General features: G+C 64.0%; 19 protein-coding genes. 9 read left to right on the top strand and 10 right to left on the bottom strand.

Annotated elements, in window-relative coordinates; genetic code table 11:
• Positions 1-163 precede the first annotated feature (163 nt).
• Both BN423_RS05565 and BN423_RS05560 read left to right on the top strand, forming a co-directional pair.
• Positions 164-1,678 (top strand): M20/M25/M40 family metallo-hydrolase, encoded by a 1,515-nt coding sequence (locus BN423_RS05565; RefSeq protein WP_019239277.1) that lies wholly within the window; start codon positions 164-166, stop codon positions 1,676-1,678.
• A 114-nt stretch (positions 1,679-1,792) separates the two neighbouring features.
• On the top strand, positions 1,793-3,127 hold the full coding sequence (locus BN423_RS05560; protein WP_019239276.1) for an MFS transporter: 1,335 nt from the start codon (positions 1,793-1,795) through the stop codon (positions 3,125-3,127).
• A 152-nt stretch (positions 3,128-3,279) separates the two neighbouring features.
• On the opposite strand, the gene BN423_RS05555 is transcribed toward BN423_RS05560, so the two are convergent.
• The 10 genes from BN423_RS05555 to BN423_RS05510 all read right to left on the bottom strand — a co-directional run bounded on the left by BN423_RS05555 (position 3,280) and on the right by BN423_RS05510 (position 16,335).
• Positions 3,280-4,557, bottom strand: coding sequence for a Fic family protein (locus BN423_RS05555; protein WP_019239275.1), 1,278 nt, complete (start codon positions 4,555-4,557; stop codon positions 3,280-3,282).
• A gap of 224 nt (positions 4,558-4,781) precedes the next feature.
• A complete protein-coding gene (locus tag BN423_RS05550) occupies positions 4,782-5,792 on the bottom strand; it encodes an ABC transporter ATP-binding protein (protein ID WP_019239274.1) in 1,011 nt (336 codons plus the stop codon).
• A 1-nt stretch (position 5,793) separates the two neighbouring features.
• Entirely contained in the window at positions 5,794-6,777 is a 984-nt protein-coding gene (locus BN423_RS05545) for an ABC transporter ATP-binding protein (protein ID WP_019239273.1), read from the bottom strand.
• A gap of 189 nt (positions 6,778-6,966) precedes the next feature.
• Positions 6,967-8,505, bottom strand: coding sequence for an ABC transporter substrate-binding protein (locus BN423_RS05540; protein ID WP_019239272.1), 1,539 nt, complete (start codon positions 8,503-8,505; stop codon positions 6,967-6,969).
• 99 nt (positions 8,506-8,604) lie between these two features.
• Positions 8,605-10,149 carry an ABC transporter substrate-binding protein gene (locus BN423_RS05535; RefSeq protein WP_019239271.1) on the bottom strand — a complete coding sequence of 515 codons (1,545 nt, stop codon included), beginning with the start codon at positions 10,147-10,149 and terminating at the stop codon, positions 8,605-8,607.
• Between the two features lie 55 nt (positions 10,150-10,204).
• The gene (locus BN423_RS05530) at positions 10,205-11,107 is read right to left on the bottom strand and encodes an ABC transporter permease (RefSeq protein WP_019239270.1); all 903 of its coding nucleotides are present in this window, start codon (positions 11,105-11,107) and stop codon (positions 10,205-10,207) included.
• A gap of 6 nt (positions 11,108-11,113) precedes the next feature.
• The gene (locus tag BN423_RS05525) at positions 11,114-12,046 is read right to left on the bottom strand and encodes an ABC transporter permease (RefSeq protein WP_019239269.1); all 933 of its coding nucleotides are present in this window, start codon (positions 12,044-12,046) and stop codon (positions 11,114-11,116) included.
• On the bottom strand, positions 12,040-14,025 hold the full coding sequence (locus BN423_RS05520; RefSeq protein ID WP_019239268.1) for a prolyl oligopeptidase family serine peptidase: 1,986 nt from the start codon (positions 14,023-14,025) through the stop codon (positions 12,040-12,042). Before BN423_RS05520 ends, BN423_RS05525 begins: the two co-directional genes overlap by 7 nt.
• Position 14,026: 1 nt before the next feature.
• Positions 14,027-15,178 carry an amidohydrolase family protein gene (locus BN423_RS05515; RefSeq protein WP_019239267.1) on the bottom strand — a complete coding sequence of 384 codons (1,152 nt, stop codon included), beginning with the start codon at positions 15,176-15,178 and terminating at the stop codon, positions 14,027-14,029.
• A complete protein-coding gene (locus tag BN423_RS05510; RefSeq protein WP_019239266.1) occupies positions 15,169-16,335 on the bottom strand; it encodes an amidohydrolase family protein in 1,167 nt (388 codons plus the stop codon). Before BN423_RS05510 ends, BN423_RS05515 begins: the two co-directional genes overlap by 10 nt.
• A 388-nt stretch (positions 16,336-16,723) precedes the next feature.
• Between BN423_RS05510 and BN423_RS05505 the strand changes: the two genes are divergently transcribed.
• The 7 genes from BN423_RS05505 (at position 16,724) to BN423_RS11195 (ending at position 26,636) form a co-directional block, all read left to right on the top strand.
• Entirely contained in the window at positions 16,724-19,279 is a 2,556-nt protein-coding gene (locus BN423_RS05505; protein WP_019239265.1) for an ATP-dependent helicase, read from the top strand.
• A 562-nt stretch (positions 19,280-19,841) separates the two neighbouring features.
• Positions 19,842-21,194: a branched-chain amino acid transport system II carrier protein gene (gene brnQ / locus BN423_RS05500; protein WP_019239264.1), complete on the top strand. Its 1,353-nt coding sequence runs from the start codon at positions 19,842-19,844 to the stop codon at positions 21,192-21,194.
• 251 nt (positions 21,195-21,445) lie between these two features.
• A complete protein-coding gene (locus tag BN423_RS05495; protein ID WP_019239263.1) occupies positions 21,446-22,702 on the top strand; it encodes a PTS transporter subunit IIC in 1,257 nt (418 codons plus the stop codon).
• 128 nt (positions 22,703-22,830) lie between these two features.
• Positions 22,831-23,115 (top strand): PTS sugar transporter subunit IIB, encoded by a 285-nt coding sequence (locus BN423_RS05490; RefSeq protein WP_019239262.1) that lies wholly within the window; start codon positions 22,831-22,833, stop codon positions 23,113-23,115.
• 39 nt (positions 23,116-23,154) lie between these two features.
• Positions 23,155-23,643, top strand: coding sequence for a PTS sugar transporter subunit IIA (locus BN423_RS05485; RefSeq protein ID WP_019239261.1), 489 nt, complete (start codon positions 23,155-23,157; stop codon positions 23,641-23,643).
• A gap of 13 nt (positions 23,644-23,656) precedes the next feature.
• A complete protein-coding gene (gene trpA, locus BN423_RS11200) occupies positions 23,657-24,448 on the top strand; it encodes a tryptophan synthase subunit alpha (protein WP_026097286.1) in 792 nt (263 codons plus the stop codon).
• A 4-nt stretch (positions 24,449-24,452) separates the two neighbouring features.
• Positions 24,453-26,636 carry a BglG family transcription antiterminator gene (locus BN423_RS11195; RefSeq protein ID WP_026089016.1) on the top strand — a complete coding sequence of 728 codons (2,184 nt, stop codon included), beginning with the start codon at positions 24,453-24,455 and terminating at the stop codon, positions 26,634-26,636.
• Positions 26,637-26,705 lie beyond the last annotated feature (69 nt).

The following is a 26,705-nucleotide window of genomic DNA, read 5'->3' as shown; positions in this document are numbered from 1 at the left end:
TTCCGGGGGTGCCTATAAAACGTTCGTTTCGCGCATTTTGGGATCCGTGCGCCCGAAATCCTGCCTCCCTGCGGACATCCTGGCCGGCTGGCGGGGTAGCCCGCGCGAAAGGGCTACAATACTACCATCCCAACAGGATGGTTGCCGGCTTAGGAGGCATCACATGCACGCGAAGATGTTGATGAAGGGCGCGGCAGCCGCCGCGGCGGTGGGTATCGGCTCCGTTGCGGGGTTCTGCGCGGTGCGGGCGGCGCGGATGAAGCCCGCGCGTCCTGCGGGAGCGCCGCTCGATGCAGGTGTGTACCATGCGGATGACGACGCGGTCAAGCGCTTCCAGGAGCTCCTGCGCGTGCCCACCATATCGCGCGACGACCCGAAACTCGTCGACCGCAAGCCGTTCACCCGCTGGGTTCCCACGCTGCGCCGCCTGTATCCGCTCACGTTCGCCGCGTGCGAGCTCCACATGATCGACGAGTTCGGCATGCTCATGCGCTGGCCGGGGACGAACCCGGCGCTCGATCCCATCGTCATGATGGCGCACCACGACGTGGTGCCCGTCGACGGTCAGCACTGGGAGCACGACCCCTTCGGCGCGGAGATCATCGACGGCGAGATTTGGGCGCGCGGGTCGCTTGATACGAAGTGCATCATCGGCGCGTTCTTCGAGGCCGCCGAGTACCTGATCGGCCGGGGCTATCAGCCGCCGCGCGACGTGTGGTTCTTCTCCTCGAACGCCGAGGAGGTGAGCGGACCCGCCGCGCGCGACGCCGTGGCTTGGCTGCGCGACCACGGCATCCACCCCGCCATGGTGCTCGACGAGGGCGGCGCCGTAGCCGGCGACACACCGCTCGGGGTGAAGGTGCCCGTGGCGATGGTGGGCGTGTCCGAGAAGGGGCACGTGGACCTCACGGTCACGGCGCGCGCCGACGGCGGGCACGCCTCGACGCCCGCGCGCACCGACGCTCCGCTCCTGCTCGCCCGCGTGTGCGACCGCATCGCGTCGAACCCGGGCATGCCGTGCTTCACCGAGGCGCTCGACGCGACGCTCGCCGAGCTCGCGAGCAGGAGCAGCATGCTCTACCGGCTCGTGTTCTCGAACCTGTGGCTCACGCGCCCGCTCGTGGCGAAGATCATGGCATCGAACGGCGAGACCGCCGCGATGCTGCGCACCACCTACGCGCTCACGCAGCTCGAGGGGTCGCCCGCGCACAACGTGCTGCCGCCGGTGGCGCGCGCGAACTTCAACGTGCGCGTCGCCCCGTTCGAGACGGTGGACGACGCTGTGGCGCGCGCCCGCGCCCTCGCGGTGGAGGAGTGCCTGGCGAGCGGTGTGTCGCCCGACCACGTGACGGTCGAGATCGCCCAGGCTGTGCCCTACACCGAACCGGCGCCCATCAGCCCGTTCGAGAACGACGCGGCCTTCGATTACCTGCATCGGTGCGTCTCGGGCGTGTATCCGGAGGCCGGCTTCGCGCCGTACGTCCAGAACTCCTGCACGGATTCGCGCGAGTTCAACGCCATCTGCGAGCACGTGTACCGCTTCTGCGGTTTCGAATACTCCGCCGAGGCCCGCGCGCTCATCCACGCGGAGAACGAGCGCATCGGCGTCGACGTGTACAAGCGGGGCATCGGTTTCTACGTGGCGTTCCTGGCGAACCTCGGTCAGCTCGAGATGTGATGACGGGGCGTTTGCGCCTCGCGCGCTGCGCCGGTGACGCCCGCGGGCAACGGCGTGCTACGGTGACGCGACGGTGCATCGAAGCCCGTCCCCGATGAATGAGAAAGGATTTGCATGGCTATCAGCAAACAGGCGGTGAAGGCGGCGAGCCGACTCGATTACGTGAGCGTCGCCTTCGCCTCGCTGCCCTTCATGGGCATGATCAGCTTCTGGCAGGTGTTTGACGGCATCGTGCCGCTCATGCTCACCGAGACATTCCACCTGGATAACGCCGCGACGGGCGTGGTCATGGCGCTCGACAACGTCTTCGGCCTCTTCCTCTTGCCGCTCTTCGGCATCCTGTCCGACCGCTGCTCGAGCAAGCTTGGCCGCCGCACCCCGTTCATCATGGTGGGCTCCGTGGTGGCGGCCATCGCCGTGCCGCTCATCGCCGTGGCGAACAACCTGCGCAGCTTCCCGCTGTTCATCGCGATGATCCTGCTCACGCTCGTGGCCATCTGCGCCTACCGCACCATGACGGTGGCCATCGTGGCCGACATCACGCCGCGCCCCCTGCGTACCAAGGCGGACTCCATCGAGAAGATCGTGGGCTACGCGGGCACGGGCGTCATGCTCGTGGCCATCACGCTGCTCGTTCCGGACGTGGAGCACCCGGACTACCTGCCGCTCTTCGGGCTCCAGGCGGCGTTCATCCTGGGCTCGGCCATCCTCTACTTCTGGCGCGTGCGCGAGCCCCGTCTCGTGGAGCGCATGCACGAGAAGAGCCTCGAGATGGGCATCAAGGAGGCGGACATCGATACCGACGATTCGCCCGAGGCCGGCGGCAAGCAGCGCATCACCGACCCGTCGGTGCGCATGTCCATCATCATGATCCTCGCCGCGACGTTCTTCTATTACATGAGCTACAACGCCATGACCACGAACATCTCGCGTTACGCGGACGCGTTCTTCGGCATGGCGGGCGGCAGCTACGCCATTATCAACATCGTGACCATCGCGGGCGGGCTGCTGTCGTACGTGCCCATCGCGAACCTCTCGCTCAAGTACGGGCGCAAGGTCATGGCGGTCATCACCTCCGCGGTGGTGGTCATCGGCTCGGCGATCATCTGGCTCGTGCCGGGCTTCAACCCGTTCTTCTATGTCGTATTCCTGTTCATGGGCGCGGCTCTGGGCGGCGTCGATTTGTGCGTGTACCCCATGCTGCTCGAGCTCTGCGATTCGAACAGCGTCGGCCGCTACTCCGGCTACTACTACACCGTCTCCATGGCGGCGCAGGTGGTCACGCCCATCCTCTCCGGCTTCGTCATGGACGCGGCGCCGACGATGCTCTTCGGCTACATCACGCTCATGGGCGCGTTCATGCTGTTCACGGTGCTCGCCGCCAAGCACGGCGACTCAATCCTCATCGACGAGGTCGCCCGCCGCGAGGAGGCGTACGAGGAGAAGTAGCGGGGCGGGCGTTGCTCCGGCTCCAAGCTTGCGTTCTATACCGCACCAAATGGAATATGACCGCGAGGACACATTGGTGGGCTCGCGGTCATAGTTGTATCGAACGAGAAACGCGATGGGCGGTGCCTCGTTTTGGAATGCTCGCGACCGATTTATCGCGGCGGCCGCTGTGGAACCGGCCGCTGCGGCTTTACCGTGGCGGTATCTCCGCCCGGCGTGGCAAGCGCGCGCTCGTAAAGCGTGAAGGCATTCAGAACGTCTGGTGCGACATAGATGCCGCTTTTGCGATTGCGCGCGTTCTGTACGAGGATTCCCGCAGCCTCAAGCGATGCAACGGCGTTGCGCGCCGCTTCGTAGCTTCTTCCGGTGAGCCGTTTGGCGGAGTTAATGCTCACGACAGGGTTGTCGACGAGCTTATCCAACAGGATGTCCGCCGCCGAATGGGCGCGCGGCCGCAGGGTCGAGCGCCAAGAATCCTCAATCGCTGACAGCCGCTGCTCGAACGCAGACGCTCGATCGCAGCTCAAGCTGACGGCGCGTGCGAAATATTCGATCCAATCGTTTGCGGCTACCACGAACGAATCGCTCGCGGGGTCGTCCTCGTCTGTTCTATATGCTGAAAGATTCGCGATATAACGGTCTTTGTCGGTGGCGAGCACAAGCGATACGGGCGGAATCGTGCGCGTTGCGACACCCCTTCGTTTCATGATGATGTGGATGAGCGTGCGACCCGTACGTCCATTTCCGTCTGCGAAGGGGTGTATGGTTTCGAGCTGAGCATGCGCGATTGCAGCGATGGCGACCGCTGGTAACTCCGATGAGTTGATGAAGGACACGAGGTCTTTCATCAGGAGGGGCACGCGCTCGGGAACCGGTGGAACGAAGGCGGCTCCGATAGGGTTCACGTTGTTGCCACCAATCCAGTTCTGTGTTGTACGCAGCACGCCGCCGTAGCTCGCCATATCTGTATGTTCGAGGAGCCTTTTGTTGACATCGCAAATGGTCTCCACCGTGATGGTATGTTCCCGTGCCGCTTCGATGATTCCCTCCTGCATGGAGGAGATATTTGCAAGGATCGCGGCCTCGTTCCGGTCGAGCCGATGCGGGACGCCCAGCTCCTCGAGCGCCTCATATTCCAGGAGCTTACCGGCGTTCATCGTGAGGCCCTCGATCTTTGAAGAGGCCATCGCTTCGGAGCGCAGGATAAGGCGGGCAAGGGGCTCAGTTCCCATGAGATGCTGAACGCGCTCGTTGAGGAGGGAAATGTCCGCTTGCGCTTGCGCGACCGCTTGGGAAGCCGAGGCGGTGAGAACGATATCCTGCTCCATGAGCATGGTGGGGATGTATGGATGGTACGTCCCCGACTGCCGCTCGTTGCGGTTCATGCCCCAGGTGTCATTGAGCCAGTAGCGTTGTTCATAGGTTCCCATGGTTCAACCTAACCTTGTTCAACCGTGTCAGTAAAACAAGGTTATCGCACAACCTTGTTTTTCTGAATGAGAAAAACAAGGTTATCGGATAACCTTGTTTTTTGAGGGACGGAATACCAGGTTCGTGCGTCGCGCGCGGACGCCGCCTACGAACAACGCTCGCGAAGCGGCCGTGGGGCTTCTCCGCGAGCGTTTCGCGTTCACTGCTATGTGCGGCGCGCGGCCTACCCCTCGAGCGGGTGGTGGCAGGCGCAGAAGCGGCCCTCGCCGAAGTCGCGCATCGCGGGCTTCACGGTGCGGCACGTGTCGTCGGCGTAGGGGCAGCGCGTGCAGAAGCGGCAGCCGGCCGGCGGGTTGATGGGCGAGGGGATCTCGCCCTCGAGCAGCTGGCGCTTGCGGTCGGCCTGCGAGGGATCCGGGATGGGCACGGACTCGATGAGGAGCTTCGTGTAGGGGTGGAGCGGGCGCGTGTAGGCGTCCGGCGTGGGGCACACCTCGCAGAGCTGCCCCAAAAACATCACGCAGATGCGCGTGGAGATGTAGCGCACCACGGCGAGGTCGTGCGAGATGAACAGGAACGAGATGCTCGTCTCGCGCTGGAGCTTGCGCAGGAGGTTCAGGATCTGCGCCTGGATGGACACGTCGAGCGCCGAGACGGGCTCGTCGCAGACGATGACCTCGGGCTCGGGCGCGAGGGCGCGCGCGATGCCCACGCGCTGGCGCTGGCCGCCGGAGAGCTGGTGCGGGTAGCGCTCGTAGAACTCCTTGCCCAGGCCCACGCGCTCCATGAGGGCGAGCACGCGCTCGCGCTGCTCGGCCTTGGAGACGCCGGCGGCGCGGAGCGGCTCGGCGATGATCTCGCCCAGGGTGAGGTGCGGGTCGAGCGACGAGAACGGATCCTGGAACACGATCTGCATCTTCTTGCGCGCCTCGCGCAGGGCCTTGCCCTTCACCTTGGTGATGTCCTCGCCGTCGAGGTAGACGTTGCCCGAGGTGGGGTCGATGAGGCGCACCGCCATGCGGCCGAGCGTGGACTTGCCGCAGCCGGACTCGCCCACGAGCGCGAGGGTCTCGCCGCGCGCGATGCTGAACGACACGTCGTCGACGGCCTTCACCACGCCGGCGTTCGTCTTGAAGTGCTTGGTGAGGTGCTCGGCGCGCAGCACCGCGGTCTCGGCGCCGGGCGCTGCCGGAATGGTCTCGGGCGTGGTATCGGTCATGGTCTCGGTCGCCATCTTAGCGCACCTCCTGGGGCTTGAAGCAGCGGACAAGGTGGCCGTCGCCGGCGTCCTCGAGCGCGGGCGCCTGCGTGCGGCAGCGCTCGTCGGCGAACGGGCAGCGGGTGCAGAAGCGGCAGCCCTCGGGGAAGTTCCCGAGCGCGGGCACCGTACCGGGGATGGTGTGCAGGTCGTGCTCCATGTCGCCGTTCACGCGCGGGATGGCGTCCATGAGGCCGATGGTGTAGGGGTGGAGCGGGCGGTTGAAGATCTCGGCCTTCGTGGCGTGCTCCACGATCTGGCCGGCGTACATGACGTTCACCTCGTCGCAGATGTCGGCCACGACGCCGAGGTTGTGCGTGATGATGAGGATGGACATGCCGCTCTCGCGCTGCAGGCGCTTCATGAGCTCGAGGATCTGCGCCTCGACGGTCACGTCGAGGGCGGTGGTGGGCTCGTCGGCGATGAGGAGGTCGGGGTTGCAGATCATGCCCATGGCGATGCAGATGCGCTGGCGCAGGCCGCCGGAGAGCTGGTGCGGGTAGGACTTGTAGCGGCGGTCGGCCTCGGGGATGCCCACCTCGCGGAACATCTGGATGACGCGCTCCTTGGCCTCGGCGCGCGAGACCTTCTCGTGCAAGAGGATCGCCTCGCGCACCTGCTTGCCCACCGAGATGGAGGGGTTGAGCGCCGTCATGGGCTCCTGGAAGATCATGGCGATGCGGTTGCCGCGGATGTCGCGCATCTGCGGCTCGGGCAGGGCGAGCAGGTCCTCGCCGTCGAAGGTGATGTGGCCCTCGGCGACGGAGATGCCCTTGTCCAGGATGCGCATCACGGTGCGCGCCGTCATGGACTTGCCGCAGCCGGACTCGCCCACGAGGCCCACGGTCTTGCTGCGCGGCACGGTGAAGCTCACCCCGTCCACGGGATAGGCGGCCTCGCCGTTCTTGAGCTTCAGGACATCCCTCAACCCATCGATGACCAGCAGGTTCTCATCTGCCATTGCTTCTCCTCCTCGTGATAGCCCGGTGCCTGGGCACCTACGCATCATGTGGTCGGTATCGATTCATGTCGGCCGACGCCGGTTGCGCGGACGCGTGCGCGGCGCGTCGGACGGCATGAAGCGGTACGGTGGACGCCCCCAAGGGCGCGGGCTCGCGCAGAACCCGCGCCCCCAGAGCCTGCGGCTCGCTTACTTGGTGAGCTTGCCGAGGTAGTACACGTAGGTGCCGGCAGAAGAGGGCAGGTAGCCCTCGATGCCCGCGGTGTAGACATCGTAGCTCACGGTGTCGTACAGCGGCACGATCGGGCACTCGACCTGCATGTCGTTCAGGATCTCGACCACGAGGTCGTGACGGTCGACGACGCTCGGGATGGAGTTCATCTCGGCGACCTTGGCCTTGAGCTCGTCGGAGATGGGGTAGTAGTACACCGAGGTGTCGCCGAGCAGCAGCTGGATGAAGCTGTCCGCGGCGAGCATGTCGGTGCCGAGCGCGTTGATGAACATCTGGAGCGTCTGGTCCATGAGCTTGGAGGACCAGGTGTTGACGTCGACGCTCTCGACCTCGACGTTGATGCCGATGGCGGCGAGGTCCTGCTGGATGCACTGGGCGCACTGCGCGCCGGCCTCGTCGGTCGTGGTGATGGAGTAGGTCTGGGAGAGGTCGGTCGTGGACTTGGCGAGCTCTTCCTTGGCCAGCTCGGGGTCGTAGGCGTCGAAGGTCACGACGCCGTCGTACTCCTCGCCGAGGAGCTTCTTGGCGAAGAACTGCTTCGCGGGCTCGGCCGAGCCGCCGGTCACGACGTCAACGATGTTCTGGGTGTTGATGGCGTGGAAGATGGCGCTGCGGAAGGCCTGGTCGCCCACGAGGATGCCGAGCATCTGCTGGCCCCACGCCTCGAACTCGACGACGTTGAGGTTCGCGTCGCCGCGCGCGGTCTCCACAGCGGTGTCGGCCATCATGGAGACGCAGTTCACCTCGCCGTTCTGGAGGGCGACGAGCGAGGTCGAGGAGTCCACGGGCGCCTGGACGACGACCGTCTTGAAGGCGGGTGCGCCGCCCCAGTAGTCCTCGTTGGCCTTGAGGGTGACCGTGCGGGCCTCGTCGACGGACTCGAAGGTGTAGGCACCGGAGCCGATGGGGGGCTCGGAGGCGTAGTCGTTCGCCTCGGGGTCATAGGAGCCGTTGGGGATGATGTAGATGGTCTCGGCGAGGATGTTCATCCACGAGGTGTCGTCGCGCACGACGGTGATCTTGACGGTCTTGTCGTCGACCTTCTCGACGTCCGTGATGTAGTTGGACATGTAGGGACCCTGCGAGGGGTCGGCGCTGAGCATATCCCAGCTGTAGACGACGTCGTCGGCCGTGACGGGGGTGCCGTCGGAGAAGTTCGCGTCGCGGAGCGTGGCGGTGACGACGTTGCCGTCCTGCTCGTAGGTGTCGACGAGCATGGGCTCGACGTTGCCCTCGCCATCGAACATGAACAGGTTGTCATAGATCGAGTGCATGGTGACCTTGTCGGCACCCGTGCCCACGATGGGGTCGAACGAGTCGTTGCTCGCGACCGAGATCATCGTGAACGTGTCGGTGAGCGCGATGCCGCCCGCGGCGTCACCGGATCCGCTGCCAGCGTTGCCGCCGCAACCGGCAAGACCGCCCACGCCCAGCATGGCGAGGACCGCGGCCGAGCCGCCCACGAACTGCCTACGCGAGACCTGTGGAGTGCTCATCTTTCCTTCCTTTCTGGGGCTTGTGCCCCTATTTACTGGGGCGGAAACCCACCCCTGGTTACCCTGTGAGCGCAGCGGGCGCACGCCGTAGCACCGCGCTTACTGCTGCTCGTTCGTGAAATCACCCACGTAGTACACGTAGGTGCCGCTCGAGGACGGCAGGACGCCGCCCAAGCCCTTGGTGTAGACATCGTAGGAGTTCTTGTCGTAGAGCGGCACGATCGGTGCCTCCTCCACCATATCCCCCATGATCTCGATCACGAGGTCGCGGCGGTCGGCGATGCTCGGGATGGCGAGCATGTCCGCGACCTTCTGGCGCAACTCGTCCGAGATGGGGAAGTAGTAGAACGTCCCCTCGGCCAGGAAGAGCTCCACGAAGCTATCGGGCGTGAGCATATCGGTGCCGAAGGCGCCCAGGAACATCTGAGCGGTCTTGTCGATGAGCGCCTGCGAGTAAGTGTTGGAGTCGACGGCGCCCACCTCGATGTTGATGCCGATCTTCGCCAGGTCCTGCTGGATGCACTGGGCGACGTCGGCCGCGTCGTAGGTGTAGATGGTGAACGTCTGCGAGAGGTCGGTCTCGGACTGGGCGATGAGCTCCTGGGCGAGCTCGGGGTCGTAACCGGTGAACTCCACGGAGCCGGCGAGGTCGCCCATGATCTTCTTCGAGAACATGTCGGTCGCGGGCTCACCCTCGCCGTCGTTGCAGATGTCGATGATGTTCTGGCGGTCGATGGCGTGGAAGATGGCCTGGCGGAACGCCTGGTCGCCCGTGCAGACGCCGAGCATCTGCTGCGACCACGAGGCGAAGGTGCTCACCTCGAGGTTGGGGTCCTCGCGCGCGGTCTCGACGGCGGAGAGCGCGATCTGCGTCACGAGGTTCGCCTCGCCGTTCTGGAGCGCCACGAGCGCCGTCGAGCTGTCGACGGGCGCCTGGACGCGCACGGTCGTGAACTCCGGCGCGCCGCCCCAGTAGTCCTCGTTGGCGGTGAGGGTCACGGTGCGCGCCTCGTCCACGGAATCGAGCAGGTAGGCACCGGTGCCCGTGGGCGCGGAATCGGCGTAGGAGCTCGACGCGTCGTAGGTGGCGGCCTCCATGATGTAGATGTACTCGGCGAGGATGTTCTTCCACAGCTCGTCGTCGCGGAGCGAGTGTACGAGCACGGTGGCGTCGTCGACCTTCTCGATGCTCGTGATGTACTGGCGGATGTAGGGGCCGTTCACGGTGTCGTTCTCGTAGACGTCGAACGAGAACACCACGTCGTCGGCCGTGAGCGGCGCGCCATCGGTGAACGAGACGTCGGTGCGGAGCTTGATGGTGACGTCGAAGCCGTTCTGCTCGTAGCTCTCGGCCAGGCAGGGCTGCAGGTTGCCGTCGGCGTCGAAGACGAAGAGCGTGTCGAAGAGGGCGTGCAGGACGACCTTGTCGAAGCCCGCGGCGGCGTTCACCGGGGTGAAGGTGCCGTTCGTGATGAGCGAGATGATGGTGAGCTCGTCCCCGAGCGGGATTCCGTAGGAACCCGAGGCGGCGGAACCCGTGTCCGAGCCGCCCGAGCAGCCGGCGAGGCCGCTCACGCCCATCGCGGCGAGGAGTGCGGCCGAGCCGCCGAGGAACTGCCTGCGGGTGGGTTGCGTCATGCTCATGTGTGTCCTTTCTCTACGGAGCCGTCTGCAAGCGCGGTGGATGCCGCGCGGATCCTTAGCGGCTGTGCGGGTCGAGCGAATCGGTGAGGCCGTCGCCCAGCAGGTTGAAGCACAGCGAGGTGACGAGCACCGCGATGCCGGGGAAGACGATGAGGTACGGGGAGGTACGGATCAGCGGCAGCGCGTCGTTGATCATGGCGCCCCACTCGGGCGTGGGGGGCTGGATGCCCATGCCGAGGAAGCTCATGCTCGAGGCCGAGATGATGGAACCCGAGATGTTCATGAGAATATTCACCAGGATGGGGCCGAAGGCGTTCGGCAGCACGTGGCGCCAGATGATCTGCGGCGTGGTGACGCCGGCGGCGCGCGCGGCCTCGACGTACTCGTTCTGCACGACGCCGATCACGATGGAGCGCACGATGCGCGCCGTGCCCGGCACACTCGTCACCACGAGCGCGATGATGATGCCGTGCATGCCGCGGCCGATGACCGCCACGAGGGCGAGCATGAGCAAAAGCGACGGGATGCACACGAGCGAGTCCATGATGCGCATGACCACGATGTCGAACGTGCCGCCCAGGTAGGCGCAGGCCGAGCCGATGGCCGTGCCGATGACGAGCGAGAGCGCCGCCGTGGTGAGGCCGAAGAACAGCGAGTAGCGCGCGCCGTAGACGGTGCGGGCGAACACGTCGCGGCCGAAGGCGTCCGTGCCGAACCAGTGCTCGAGCGAGGGCGGCTGCAGGCGGGCGGCCGCGGTGATGGCGGTGATCTGCTCCTCCGAGAAGATGAAGCCGGAGACGATGGCCGCGATGAGGATGATGACGAGCACCACGAGCGCCACGACGGACACCTTGTGCTTCATGAACGCGCGGATGATGTCGCGCGTCTGGCTGCCGCCGGTCTCGACGGCGGCTTTCACGAGCTTCTCCTCGCGCTTCTTAGAACGTTTCGTAACCATGCGTCATCACGCCTTCTCGATGCTGTCGCGGAACTTGGGGTTGAGCAGGGCGTTCACCAAGTCGAGCACGAGCATGATGATCATGTAGGTGAACGAGAGGAAGAGCGTCGCGCCCAGCACGATGGGCGTGTCCTTCATGTTGATGGCGTTCAGGATGGCGCTGCCGAAGCCCGGCAGGCCGAAGACCTGCTCGGCGATGATGGCGCCGCCGAGGAGGCCGGCGAAGCTCATGCCGAGGTTCGTGAGGACGGGCATCATGGCGTTGCGGATGACGTGGATGAAGACGATGCGGTTCTCGCTCGCGCCCTTCGCCCGCGCCGTGCGCACGTAGTCCTGGTTGAACTCATCGAGCATGGTGATGCGCACCATGCGCGCCACGTAGGCCGCCGAGGGCAGCGCGAGCGTGGCCACGGGCAGCACGAGGTTCTTCCACGTGCCGATGCCGTGCGAGGGGAGGATGCCCAGCTGCAGGGAGAAGAGCAGCATGAGCATGAGGCCGAGCCAGAAGCTCGGGATGGAGGCGAACACGAGCGCGATCGTGGTGGTGCCCACGTCCACGGCCGTTCCCTTCTTCAGCGCCGCGAGCACGCCGATGGGGATGCCGAGCGCGGCGGAGAAGAGCACCGCCAGGAAGGCGACGGTGAGCGTGGTGGGGAACTTCGGGATGAGGATGGCCGCCACGTCGTTGTGCTGCGTGTAGGACTCGCCGAAGTCGCCCTGGAGGGCGCCCGCCATGTAGTCGATGTAGCGCTCGGGCAGCGGGCGGTCGTAGCCCACGGAGTGGTTGAACGCGTCGATCTGCTCCTGCGTGGCGTTGATGCCGAGCGCCGCCTGGCCGGGCGTGCCCGGCGAGAGCGAGAGCACCACGAAGGTGAGCACCGAGACGATGAACACCGACGGAATGATGAACAGGATGCGCTTGATCATGTATTTCAGCATGAGCCGATTCCCTTCAGGTGCTCCTCCAGGAAGAGGTGCATCTCGGCGATGGTGCGCCAGAACTCCTCGGGCGTGCCGCCGCGGTTATGGCTGCCCTGCGCCAGCACGCGCAGCAAGATGGGGGCGTCCCCGGTCGTCGCGGCCTGCACGCGCGCGGCGAACTTCTTGCCGTGGTAGGGCGGGACGTTGTTGTCGCACTCGCCCGTTTGGATGTAGACGGGCGGGTAGGCGACGTCTTGGACGTTGTGGTAGGGCGAGTACGAGAGCAAGTACTCGAACATCTCCTTCGAGGCGCGCGGGTCGCCGTACTCGGTGATGTACATGGGGCCGCGGTCGTCGTCGGCCACGTGGATCATGTCGGTCTGGGGCACGGAGTCGATCACGCAGCCCCACAGGTCCGGGCGCATGGTCACGAGCGCGCTCATGAGCAGGCCGCCGTTCGAGCAGCCCACGATGCCGATGTTGCCGGCGCTCGCCCAACCGTCCTTGATGAGCTGCTCGGTGACGCCGATGAAGTCCTCATAGCAGTGGCGCTTGGAGTCGAGCATGCCGGCCTCGTGCCACGCCGGGCCGTACTCGCTGCCGCCGCGCAGGTTGAGGTGGACGTACACGCCGCCGGCCTCCACCCAGCGCGGCACCTCGGTCATCGAGACGAGCTCGGTGTACCAGGGGAGCGTGGGGCTGTTGTAGCCGCCGTAGGCGTACATGAGCGCGGGCGCGGTGCCGTCGGGCTGCGCGTCGCGGGCGCGCACGAGGTAGTAGGGGACGAGCGTGCCGTCGCCCGTGGAGGGCGCGAAGTGCTGCTCCACCACGATGTCGGGGTGGGTGGCGTCGCTCGTGGCGTAGACCTTCTCGAAGCGCTCGCCGTCGAAGGCCAGGATGCACGGGGGCATGGTGAAGCTCTGGAACGAGAGGAAGGCGCGGGCGTCGTCCTTGCCGGCCACGCTGAGCTCGCCCATGGGGTCGGGCAGCTCGATGGCCTCGCCCGTGGCGACGTCGATGAGGCGGGCGCTCACGTCCTCGAGGGCGAGGGCGTAGAGCTTGCCCGCGCACGAGAAGCCGCCCGTGAGGAAGAAGCGGTCCTGCGGGGCGAGGACGGTGCGCTGGGAGCCGTCGTTCGCCACGGCGACGACCTCGCCGTGGTCGTTCTCACTCGTGGAGACGAAGCAGTGGCCGTCGGCCGTGGAGTCGATGTACTGCCACGCCTCGGGCGCCTCGGAGAGGCGGTGCACCGCGCCGCTGGCGGTATCGCAGGCGTACCACAGCGCGCGGGAGTAGTCGCTCGCCGCGCCGAAGAGCGCCCAGCGGCCGTCGCCGGACATCTCGACGTAGGCAATGATGTAGTTCTCGTCCGGGGCGAAAAGGGTCTCCTCGGTGTCCGTCGCGGGGTCGTAGCAGCGCCAGGAGCTGCGGCACTCGTGCGTCTCGAGGTTCGACTCGGTGAGCGCGTAGTAGATCTTGCCCGTCGCGCGCGACCACGCGATGGAGAACGTGCCGTCGGCCTTGAAGACGGGCGCCTTGCGCTCGAGGTCGTAGACGACCACGGACGGGCGCGCCGCGCCCATGTGCTGGGCGAAGAGGCCGATGATGTCGGTGCGGCCGGGCGCGGGCAGCGCGCGGAAGAGCTCGAGGTCGCCGAGGCCGGGCAGGTCCTTCAGGGTGCCCGTCTCGTTGAAGTCGGCGTCGAGGATCGCGATGTCGTAGCCGCCGCCGTCGGTGGAGCGCGAGGTCACGTAGCCCTCACCGAAGGGCTCGACCGTCATGTAGTTCTCGGGCAGCTGCGTGGCCTTGAGCTGGGCGATCTTCTCGTCCACGCCGCGCGTGGCGAAGTAGGCGTCCGTATAGGCGTTCTCGCGCGCCACGAAGTCGCGCACCTCGGGGTCGTCCTTGTCGCGCAGCCAGGCGTAGGGGTCGGCGAGCTCGATGCCGTGCCAGTTCTCGACCACGTCGACTGTCTTGCACGCGGGGTAGTTCTTCATGCTAGGCCTCCTCGGAAAAGACCGTCGCGCCGTCGATGATGACGCGCTTGAGCACGGCGTCCGTGGCGAGCGAGGGCAGCGCGGTCCAGATGCAGAGGTCGGCGTCCTTGCCCACCTCGAGCGTGCCCACGCGGTCCTCGACGCCGATGATGTGCGCCGCGTTCGACGTGACCATGGCGAGCGCGCGCACCGGGTCCATGCCCCAGCGCACGGCCTCGCCCATCTCGAAGATGAGCTGGTTCTTCACGGTGATGGGGCCGTCGGTCATGACGGCCACGGGGATGCCGCGCTCGTCCAGGCCGGCGCAGCACTCGGGGTCGAGCTTGCCGCCCTCGCCCGGGAAGAGGGGCTCGGCGGTGGGCCCGAAGATGACGCCGCGCACGTGCGGGTCGGAGAGGGTGTCGTAGAAGTCGCTCGCGCCCTGGGCGTGGTCGATGGTGACCTCGATGTCGAAGTCGCGGGCGATCTCGACCACCTGGGTCATGTCGTGCATGTAGGTGTGGACCTTGAGCGGGATCTCCTTCTTGAGGACGGGGATGCCGTGCTCGAGGCCGAGGTCGAACTCGGGCGCCTGCTTCTCGGGGTCGGCGGCCGCCTCCTCCTTCCGGCGCATGTAGTCCTGGACGTCGCGCAGGTAGGAACGGAGCAGGTAGATGATGCTCATGCGCGTCATCGGGCTCTTGGTCTGCTTGGAGTACACGCCCTTGGGGTTGATGCCCGTGGCGGCCTTGAGCACGGCGGGGTGCTTGATGAGGCGGTCGTCGCCCGCGCTCTTGAGCACGATGCCCCAGCCGCCGATAACGTTGCCGGAGCCCGGCACGAGGCAGCTCGTGGTGATGCCCTGCTCGAGGTTCTTCGCGAAGAACTCGCTCGTGGGGTCGATGCCGTAGAGGGCGTCGAGCTCCGGCGTGCGGGGCGTCGTGAGCTCGTTCAGGTCCTGCTGCTCGCCATGCCCGCCGAAGCCGCCCACGTGGCTGTGCGCGTCCACGAAGCCGGGCGTCACGACCATGCCCATGGCGTCGATGACCTCGGCACCGGGGATGTCGATCGTCTCGGCGATCGCGGCGATCTTGCCGCCGTCGATGGCGATGTCGGCGCGCGTCACGCCCGCCTCGGCCATGGTGTAGAGGGTGGCTCCCTTGATCACATGCATGTCTTCTCGTCCCCTTCCGCGTAGACGACCTCGCCGGCCTGGAAGGTGCGCACCGCATGCGCGTCGTAGGTCTTGAGGGGGTTCGCGCTCCACACGCACACATCGGCGCGCATGCCGGGCGCGATGGCGCCGATGGTGTCCTCGACGCCCAGGATCTTCGCCGGGGCGGAGGTGATGGCGGCGAGCACGCGCTCCTCGTCGTGGAGCTCCTTCATGAGCTCGGCGGCGTTCCAGATGAGGTCTTCGCGCGCGCCGAGGGTGTTGGAGTACTCGCCGGCGAGCGCCACGTCGACGCCCTTGTCCATGAGCTTGGCGACGGCCTTCCACGAGAAGGGCGCGGGGGCGCCGGCCTCGTCGAGCGGGGAGCTGGGGTTGCGCACGATGAGCGAGACGCCGCGCTCGACCATCCAGTCCTCGTCGCCCGTGAGGCCCGAGCCGTTCAGGATGACGAAGCGCACCTTGGGGTACTTCGCGAGGATGTCGCGGACGTGCGCGATGGCCACGCCGCTGTCGCACGAGACGATGAGCGGAAGCTCGCCTTCGACCACGGGCTTGAGCGCCGCGAGCTTGTCGTTCGGCTTCTCCTCGGGCTTGGGGTCGTAGGCCTCGGCCAGGCGGAGCTGCTCGTCGAGGTGGGTGAAGATCCACATGCGGGTCTGCGGGGCGGCGCCGCGCTTGCCGTAGGCGTCGCGCATGCTGCCCATGACGGAGGCCGCCATGGCGACGTTGCGCTTGATGAGGAGGTCGTAGGGGTTCACGCCCGTGAGGCCGACGACGGAGATGGCGCCGCCGAAGAGGTTGTTGTCCGTGGGGGCGACGCCCTGCGCCGTGAGGCCCCAGGCGCCGAGCTGCTGCGTCGAGGCGGCGCGGCCGTTGAACGCGTAGAACGCCTCGAGCTCCGGCGTGATGGGCTCGGAGAGCTCGTCGTTGTCCTGGGAGGACGGGCGGATCTCGGTCATGGAGCCGTTGACGCCCCAGTGGCCGATCGCCTGGACGAAGCCGGGCATGACCTCCATGCCGGTGGCGTCGAAGACCTCCTCGCCCTCGCGGGCCGGGAGATCCGGAGCGACCTCGGTGATCACGCCGTCTTCGATGCGGACGCTCGCAGGGAACGCGTTGCCCCTGCCATCATGGACGGTGCCGTTTGCGATGAGCATGGACCCTCCTTTTTGATATATACGACCATGAAACCCCATCACTTTAACAAAGTGCCATAGAGTTTGTATACAGAGTGACCCCGGTGCCAGAAACGAAACAATTGCTGGAGGCGCGGATGGCATGGGTGCGCACGTATCGCATATAATTGCGTATTCTCACATGTATATTCAATAATATGACAATTTGCTCGAATACCATCGTGCGTCCTAAATATGCCCGTATTCGTGCGCATTTGGTGTCTTGGGTGGGATCGGGCTCCCATGCGGCGGTATGCGCGGTGTCTTGCTGTGACGCACCGTCCGGATCACCACGCCGGGTTCATATCCCTGTCCGGTCGGGCGGGTATACTGGGTGCGCTCGATCCAGAACGTTCGGAGGTCCGCTTCCATGCCCACGTACGCTGTAGACATCGATTCTCTCAACCCCGCGCAGAAGGAGGCCGTGCTCACCACCGAGGGGCCGCTTCTGGTGCTCGCCGGCGCGGGCTCGGGCAAGACGCGCGTGCTCACCTACCGCATCGCGCACATCGTGGCCGACCTCGACGTTCGCCCGTGGCGCATCCTCGCCATCACCTTCACCAACAAGGCGGCGGCCGAGATGCGCGAGCGTCTGCAGGCGCTCCTGCCGGATGGCACGCGCGGCATGTGGGTGTGCACGTTCCACGCCATGTGCGTGCGCATGCTGCGCGAGGACGCCGACCTGCTGGGCTACACCGGGCATTTCACCATCTATGACGACGACGATTCGCGCCGCATGGTGCGCGACATCATGCAGGCGCTCGGCATCGAGCAGAAGCAGTTCCCGCTCAACATGATTCGCTCGAAGATCAGCGCGGCGAAGAACGCCATGGTGGGGCCGGAGGAGTTCATGCGGCAGGCGAACACCCCGCCCGAGCAGAAGGCCGCCCAGGTCTACCTGGAGCTCGAGCGCCGCCTGCGCGCGGCGAACGCCATGGACTTCGACGATCTCCTCGTGCGCGCGCTCGAGCTTTTGCGCACGCGCCCGGAGGTGCTCGAGAAGTACCAGGAGCGCTTCCGCTACATCTCGGTGGACGAGTACCAGGACACGAACCACGTGCAGTACGAGATCGCCAACCTGCTCGCCGCGAAGTACCAGAACCTCATGGTGGTGGGCGACGACGACCAGTCCATCTACTCTTGGCGCGGTGCGGACATCTCGAACATCCTCGACTTCGAGCAGGATTTCCCCCAGGCGCGCGTCGTGAAGCTCGAGCAGAACTACCGCTCCACGGGGCACATCCTCTCGGCCGCCAACGCCGTGGTGCGCCATAACTCGCAGCGCAAGGACAAGCGCCTGTTCACGGCCGAGGGCGACGGCGAGAAGATCCAGGCGTACCAGGCTGCCGACGAGCGCGACGAGGGCCGCTGGATCGCGGGCGAGATCGAGAAGCTGCACGCGGGCGGCATGAGCTACGACGACATCGCGGTGTTCTACCGCACGAACGCGCAGTCGCGCATCCTGGAGGATATGTTCCTGCGCGCGGGCGTGCCGTACAAGATCGTGGGCGGCACGCGCTTCTTCGATCGCGCGGAGATCCGCGACGTCATGGCGTACCTCAAGATGGTGGTGAACCCGGCGGACGAGATGAGCGTGAAGCGCGTCATCAACACGCCGCGCCGCGGCATCGGCTCGACCTCCATCGCCAAGATCGAGGCGCTCGCGCGGCAGAACCGCTGCAGCTTCTTCCAGGCCTGCGAGTTCGCGTGCGCCGAGACGGGCATGTTCAGCGCGAAGGTGCGCAACGCCCTCGGCGACTTCGTGGCGCTCGTGCGCGAGGGGCGGCGCATGGACGGCGAGCTCCAGCACGTGGTCGAGGCCATCGTGGAGCGGAGCGGCCTCATGCAGGCGCTGCGCGCCGAGGGCACCATGGAGTCCGAGGGCCGCGTGGAGAACATCCAGGAATTCCTGGGCGTGGCGGCGGAGTTCGAGGAGAGCCACGACGACATCGAGGGTACCCTCGAGAGCCTGGAGGAGCTGCGCGCCGCCGGCATCGCCGATGAGTCAATGGGGACGGGTTCATTTGACTCACGCGATGCCGGAGATACGGTTGGGGACGGCGTGTTCCCGCGTGAGTCAAATGAACCCGTCCCCATTGACTCGGCGCCGGGCGAGATCGAGCGCGCGTACGGGCCGCTTGCCTGCGCGGCGCTGCCGGCGCTCCTCGAGTGGCTCGCGCTCCGCAGCGACCTCGACTCCCTCGCCGGCGAGTCGCGTGCCATCACGATGATGACCGTGCACTCCGCGAAGGGCTTGGAGTTCCCGGCGGTGTTCGTCGCCGGCCTCGAGGAGGGCATCTTCCCGCACGTCGCGGGCTTCTCCGACGACCCGGCCAAGCTCGAGGAGGAGCGCCGCCTGGCCTACGTGGCCATCACGCGCGCCCGCAAGCGGCTCTTCCTCACCTACGCGGCGACGCGCCGCACATACGGTTCCACGCAGGCGAACCCGCGCAGCCGGTTCGTGGGCGAGATCCCCGCGGAGGACATCGAGTTCTCCGGCGTGGGATCCGCGGGCTTCGAGGGCACGGGCTGGGAGAAGCGCGGCGATCGCCACGGCACGTTCGGCTCCGGCGTGGGGTCGGATATGTACGGAGGCCGGGTGTTCGGCTCGTACACGCGCTCGACCGGCAGCGTCTCGCGGCGCACGCACATCAGCCCGGACGCGGGGCTCAAGCCCGCGACGTTCGGCAGCGGCACGAGCCGGGTCGCGCGCGGGCATGCGGCGGCGCCCAAGGTGGAGCAGCGGCGCCCGGACGCGGCGCGCGCCGCCGAGACCTTCGCGCCCGGCGACACCGTGAGCCATAAGACCTTCGGCACCGGCACGGTCATCAGCGCCTCGGGCGACATGATCGAGGTCAAGTTCGACAAGACCGGCCAGGTGAAGAAGCTCATGAAGGGGTTCGCGCCCATCGTGAAGGTGGGGTAGGGGAGCTGCTGGGGCGGTCGCCGTGCCGCCCTGCAGCGTTGCTGCATCGCCCCGTGGCGTCGGCCGCACCGCCTCATGGTGCCGTCGTGCCGCCCCGTGGTGCCGACCTTCTCTTCCACCGGGAAAACGCGGGGATGTCGGGGATCGCGGCAACGTTTCCGGCTTGCTATCGCTGTTGCGGAGGGGTTTGGTTCCCAAAGTGAGCGAAACGAGCGTTTTATGAGGGGGTGCCCAAGTAGCCGGGAATGCGGCAACCTCCCTACCTGCGCTTTCTTCAGCGTTCAACCCCTTGCTACTTCCGGGGGTGCCCATAAACCGTTCGTTTCGCGCACTTTGGGTTCGGGGAGGGTTGTACAGCGCCGTTTTTACCCGAACAAGTCAGTAGTTCCGCATACTTCAACGGGCGTGGGCGTGTCCGGCTACCTGGCGCGCCCCGCCACGTGCCTCGGCGTGCAGCGCTGCTGCGTTTCACCCTAAGACACGGTAGAATGGGACACCGTTTGAATGTATGAGCCGGCGCACCCGTGACGCGGGGCGCCATGGCGGATGTGGAGGGGCGCGGATGGCCGGCCAGACGGGCGCATCGCATGCAGCTGGGCAGGTATTGACCCCGCGGCAGGCGCTGTACGTGGGCGTGACCCTGTTCTCGATGTTCTTCGGCGCGGGCAACCTCATCCTGCCGCCCTTGCTCGGCGTGCAGGCGGGGTCGGAGGTGCTCCTGGCGCTCGCGGGCTTTTTGCTCACGGGCGTGGGTCTGCCGGTGCTCGGCATCGTTGCCGTGGCGCTTGCGGGCACCGTCCGCGAGCTCGCCGACCGCGTGCACCCGCTCTTCTCGCGCATCTTCGTGGCGGCCGTGTACCTCGCCATCGGGCCGTGCCTCGCGATCCCGCGCACCTCGTCCACGGCGTTCGAGATGCTCGAGCCGCTGCTGCCGACAGGCGTGCCCGTCGAGGCTGCGCGCCTCGCGTTCTCGGTCGCGTTCTTCGCGGTGGCGTACCTGCTCGCCATGCATCCCGGCAAGCTCACGCGGCTGCTGGGCAAGATCACCGGCCCCGCGCTCATTGCGCTCATCGTGGCGGTGGTGGGCGCATCGATCGCCGCGTACCTCGGCGGCGAGGTCGCGCCCGCTCCCGCGCCGAGCGCCCCGTACGATTCCGCCGCAGCCGTGCAGGGCTTCCTCACGGGCTACCAGACGATGGACTTGCTCGCATCGCTCACGTTCGGCCTCGTCATCGCCACGAACATCAACGCGCTCGGCGTGACCGAGCCCGGCCGCGTCATGCGCGCGGTATGCGTGGCGGGCGCCATCGCGGGCGCGCTGCTCATCGCGGTGTACGGAGGCCTTTGCCTCGTGGGCGCGGAGCTCGCCGTGCCGCTCGCCGGCGCGACGAACGGCGCGGTGGTCATCACGGCCTCGGCGACGCTCCACTTCGGCGGCGTCGGCACGGTGGTGGTCGCAGCGATCTTCCTGCTCGCGTGCCTCAACGTGTGCACGGGGCTCATCAGCTGCTGCGGTACGTATTTCGCCGAGGAGCTGCCGCGCGTGCCGTACCGCGCGTGGGCGCTCGGCTTCGCCGTGGTGTCGTGCTGTATCTCGAATTTCGGGCTCGATGCCATCCTCGCGTTCTCGGTGCCGCTGCTGAACGCGCTCTATCCTGTGGCGATCTGCCTGGTGATCATGGGCATGCTGCACCGCGCGTGCGACCGCGTGCCGCTCGTGTGGCGCTGGGTGGTCGGCCTTGTGGCCGTGGTGAGCGTCATCTGCTCCGTGCGCGATGCCTTCTTTCCCGGCGTGCATATCTGGTTCGACGCGCTCCCGCTCGCCGATTGGGGCATGGCCTGGGTCACCCCGGCGCTGCTCGGCGCACTCGTGGGCATTTGCGCATCGCTCGCCAAGCGCAAGCGGGTCGCGTAGGGGTCGGTTGTTCGGAACGTCGAGTCGGAATTAGGCATTTTGACGCATAGCGTTCCAGCTATCTGCACAATGTAAAAATGAAGAAATATCCATTTAAGGCTTGCAGAATGGTCGGGCCTCCCCTGGTCTTGCTTCTTTGCACGCTTTTGCCACAAGTCAAGTGAATCCATTGCATCTGTACCGATCTTCCTTCGAACCATAGGCTCTAGATATGGGGCTATACGCTATGGAATTTGTTCGAAGGAGGAAAGATGGAAGTTCTTGCCGGTGCCCTTGACTGGTTTGCAGGCCTCTCGTCTGCGGTTATTACCATGATCGGCATTTTCATCGTCGCGCTTGTTCTCGCTCGCTTGGGCGTGTTCGGATCGCTTCGTGCTGCCGTCCAGGTTTCGGCTGCGATCGTGGCTATGTCGACCATGACTGGTATGTTTGCAAGTGCGATGTCGCCCGTACTCTCCACCGTAGTTGAGTCGCTGGGGTTCAATCTAGACGTTATAGACCTTGGCAATCCTTCTGCATATCAGATTCTCTTTTCGTTACCATTCTACGCCCTGCTGCTGCCCATTGGCTTTTTGGTAAATGTTGTGCTCATCACCCTAAAGTTCACCGATACGCTTGATGTCGACATCTTCAACTACAGCGTGTTCTCGCTGAGCGGTGCCTACGTTTGGGCGATTACTGGGAACATCCCTCTTGCCATTGTCGCATTTGTGATAACCGAAATCGTGGTGCTCAAGCTCGCCGACATCACGGCGCCTAAGATTCAAGAGGCGTATGGCCTTGATGGTGTTTCGATTCCGCATGGTAACGCAGTCGTGTTCGCTCCTGTGGGCATGGCAGTGAACTGGGTAGTCGAAAAAATCCCCTTCTTGGCGAAGATTGACTGGTCGCCCGAGGCAATTGAGAACAAATTCGGTAAGGCGGTGCAGCCTTGGGTTATCGGTTTTGTTCTCGGTGTCGTTTTCGGCATCGTTGGCGGCCAAGGGTTTGACGGCACGCTCATGCTTGCTATCAGTACCGCTTCATTCATGATTATCTTCCCCCGCATTGCAAACACGCTGATCGAGGGCATCACTCCCGTGGCAGACGGCATGCGTGAACACTTTGGTAAGCGTTTCAATCGCGATCTGAACATCGGCCTTGACGCTGCAATTCTGGTGGGTGAGCCCGATGTCATGGCCACGGGCATCATCGTGACCCCATTTGTTGTGCTCCTTGCATTCATCCTTCCTGGTAACCGCGTCATGCCGCTTGCCGACCTTGCTGTTGCAGCGCCGTTTCTTGTGAGCTGCTGCATGCCGTATGTGAAGAAGAATATCTTCCGCGGTTTTATTTGCGGAATCATCATCATGATCATTTCGCTTTACATGTGCTCGCTTACTGCGGACTGGTATACGCAGGTGGCAGTGCTTGAGGGTACGCCATTCGAATCGATTACCACGTCACTTGGCTTCGCTTCTTCGTGGTTGAGCGCGCTCATCGGTCAAATAACCGCGTTCTTCATGTAGCCGACCAAGCGGAATCAATCTGACGGCATGCATTCCATTTCTGGGCGGTCGCGCGCGCGGCATCTCCCATCTACCGCTCGCGACCGCCCCATCAAACCATTAGTGACATCTAGAAAGTAGGGATTGACATGATTACCAAGAAAATCGTTGTGGCGTGCGGCACCGGTGGTATTACCTCCCGCAATATCGGTCTCAAAATTAAGGACTACCTTGCCGGAAAGGGCATTGAGGCTAGTGTGGAGACCTGCAAGCTTGTCGAGGTCAAGGAAGTGGCCGCTACGCAGCATCCCGACCTTGTGTGTTCAGCGTCTGCGCTTCCCTCGCTCGACTGTCCGACGGTGCGCGCGACGGCAATTCTGACAGGCGTTGGAGCCGATCGCGTTCTTGAGCAGATTTACGACCTCCTCAAATAGACATGCCATTGCAGCGCATTAGATATGAAGGATTTGGCTATGGAAACACAGCAAATAGACCTCGACTTGGAGGTGCTCGGGTCGTATTTCGCGGATGACGCGGATGCGCCAGCAACTTGGGAGGAGGCACTGCGCACGCTAGGTGCGGCGTTCGTGGAGCACGGCTGCGCTACCCCTGAATACATTGAAGCTGCTGTTACGCGCGAGCGTGCCTTCCCAACCGGTCTTGACCTGGGCGCATGGGCGGTCGCGCTGCCTCACGGTGATCCGATTGGCGTCTTGCACGGTGCTATATCTGTTGGCCGATTCGAGCGACCTGTGCGTTTTCGTCGTATGGATGACGCGGAGCGGGAAGTGGAGGTTGAAGCGGTCTTCTTCATGGCGGTCGATGATCCCGAGCGTCATCTCGCAGTGCTCTCGAAGCTCATGGAAGTGATTGGCAGCGGTTCGTGTCGTCGGGAGATGCTTGTCGCGTACGACGGTGAAGCCATTGCAAATGTAGTTAAACAACAGCTCGAGCGTTTCTAGGGGTGTGATTGAAATGAATTGCATGCGAGTTTCGCTTGCCAATAAGAAACTGAGCGGGGATAAGGTGCTTGTCGCATATTATCCGCTTTGTGACCCAGCGATTGGCGATGCTGTTGATGCTGCTGGAATGTATCTTGACGCGGGTGCAGACGTGCTTGAGATGGGTATCCCATACGCAGACCCGTGTCTCGATGGCGCAACGGTGCGGGCATCCATGGAGCGCGCGCTTGCACAGCATGCGCCCGAAGACGCATGGGACGATATCGCCCGCATCAGGTCGGCATATCCTGCGGCAAACTTACAGGTTATGTGCTATGGAGACATCATTAGCGGTATGGGTGTTGATGCATTTGCCGCTCGCGTAGCAGAGAGCGGGGCGAATGCCGTTCTCTCTCCGGATTACCCCGATGCCAATCGCGACGAACTTGATGAGAAGCTTGCTGCTTACGATGTGCTCTCGCTCAAGTTCGTCCCATACAATCTTGACGCTGTAGATATCGAATCTCTGCGCCCTTATGATGACGGCTATCTGTTTATGCAGGCCGTTGATGGCGCAACGGGCGCGCGCTCTGAGGTCGATCCTCACGTTGGGGATAATATCTCCGCACTTAAGCGCGCTGGATTCAAGTCGAATCTTTGTGCCGGTTTTGGTGTATCCTCTGCATCTGATGCGCGGGAGCTTGTCACGCTTGGCGCGGATGGCGTCATTGTCGGCAGCGCAATCATCTCCGCTGCGCTTGAAGGACGGATGGCAGAATTCATCGCGAGCCTTCGGGCGGCGCTTGATAGCTTTGGAACGGCTTAATGAGATGGGTGAGCTGGTGTCAATCAGCAGGCGTTGCCTTCAGGAATTTCGATTGCTGGTTGAGGCTGCCGGCTCGCCTATGACGCTTCGGGCGCTTGCGCAATCCGTTGATGTGAGCGAGCGGACGGTACGCTATGATCTCGAGTCTCTGGAAACTTGGTGCCACGGGCGCGATATCTTGCTCGTTCGTCGCCGTGGGGTCGGGGTGTTTATCGATCGCGAAAGCCTTCCAAGGGCGCGGGATGTGCTTCATGAAGCAGGATCGCTTACCGGCGTATTTCTCAGCGCAGATGAGCGTATGCGAAGCGTTGTTTCAGCCATTCTTACTGGGGAAGAAGAGCGCACCCTCGACGAGCTTGCTAGTCGTTTCGATGTAAGCAGGTCCACAATTCTGCGCGATATGGATGGTGTCGAGGGTTGGTTCAAGAACCATGGGCTGACCGTCGCTCGTCATCAAAAGCGGGGTATTAGGCTTTGCGCAAATGAGATGCAGCGGCGTCTTGTTATGGTTGATTTTTGTCGTGAGGAGGTCGGTCTTTCACCGCTTTCGTGGAGCCACATTGCCACTGCTGAAGCTGAGGTAGAGGCGGCCGGGCTCTTCGGCTTGCTTGATCGACACGATTTCATCGATGCCATTGACGCGCTCGATCGCCAGACCGAGGTGGAGGGTGAGGAGCTTACCGACGATTCGTTCATCATGGTTTCCTACTATCTCGCGATTATGCGGGTGCGTATCGCACGGGGATGCTTTGTTGGTGCTGATGATTGCCGTCTGCCGGCGCGCTCAATGCAAACAGCGGGCGAGCTGCTTGAGCGAATGCTCCGACAAGGTGATTCACGGCTTTGGGAAACATTAGACGATGCTGCTCGCACATCCGAGCAGCACGTACTCGCCGCGGTTCTGGATGCCTCCGGCCGTGCTCAGTCGCGGGATTATCCTGTAGGCGAACTTGCAGTGCGCGTGTACGGTGCGCTTATTACAGCGATGTCAGCTCATTTTGGATTCGATTTCACCATTGAACATGAGCTCATGGCAGCGCTTAAGAACCATATCGATGCAATGCTTGCTCGTAATGAGATTGGAATTGGATATGGCGAGCTTGCTCCGCTCGAAGTAACCGAGCGTTTTCGCGATGCTGCCGAGATTTGTCGGGCGGTCATTGATCGATACTGTGACCAGGTGGGGCTTCACATCAGTGATGCGGAGTTGTCGTACATCGTATTGTATTTCGCGGCCGCGCTTGAGCGTTTTAATACGGCGCCCGAAATGGATCGTTCTCTTCGCGTTGTGCTTGTATGCGGCGCGAATATCGCAACCGTTGCATTTCTTGAACGCGCCCTCAAGCGTACTTTTCCAGCGTTGCGCATCGTAAGGAGCATCTCGGCTTCCCAGCTGAGGGAATGTGACTGTGCCGATTTTGATGTCATTTTAACGACGGTTGCCATAGACCGCGTATTACCGCGCCCCATCATTCGCGTGAGCCCCATGCTCACACGGCTTGATGTACGTCGCATCGGTGCGTTCCTGCATGATCGAAATGGTGGATTTGAGCGTCCAGATCCTGTTTCGGACATTTTAGAGATTGTCGAAGGGGCTTCGGAAATACAGGATGCGGAAGAGCTGCGCTCAAGACTGCAACGGTATTTTGATAAGGCGGGAATGACGCATGGCAATCTTGAGCCAGAAAACGAGTGCCACCCTCATGAAGATGTGCTCCCGAGTCTCGCGGATAGCGTGCCGCGCCGTTTCGTCCGTGCGCATATCCAGGCGCCAAATTGGGAGAGCGCTGTGCGTCTCGCAACAGGTCCCATGCTTCAAGCTGGAGCCATGACCGAAGAATATCTGCAAGGAATCTTCGACTTGAGTCGGCGCTATCAACAGTTCGGTGTTATCTGCCCAGGACTTTGCATGCCGCATGCGAATGCAGATCCTGATAACGAGCTCTCGTTGTCGCTCGTTACGTTCGAGCGCCCATTTGATGTGGACATGGGGCAAGAGCATCGTGTTCCCATCAAGGTCATGTTTGTCATTGCGCCTGTTGATGGTTCTCGTCATAGTCGCATCGTTGATGAACTTATCACGCTATGCGACAGCTTCCCGAAGTTTGTCGATGATCTTGCCGCTGCCGAGTCTTCAGATGAGCTGTATCGTTCCTTTCTGCGCGCGTGTGCACGTCTTGAGGGATGAAGCCGAGCGAATCCTATCTTTTGGAATAAGGTTCGAATACCTCTGGTTCATTTATCATTGTCCCGCTTT

Source organism: Enorma timonensis, assembly GCF_000321165.1.
Classification (GTDB): domain Bacteria; phylum Actinomycetota; class Coriobacteriia; order Coriobacteriales; family Coriobacteriaceae; genus Enorma.
This window is presented reverse-complemented; position numbering and strand designations above follow the sequence as displayed.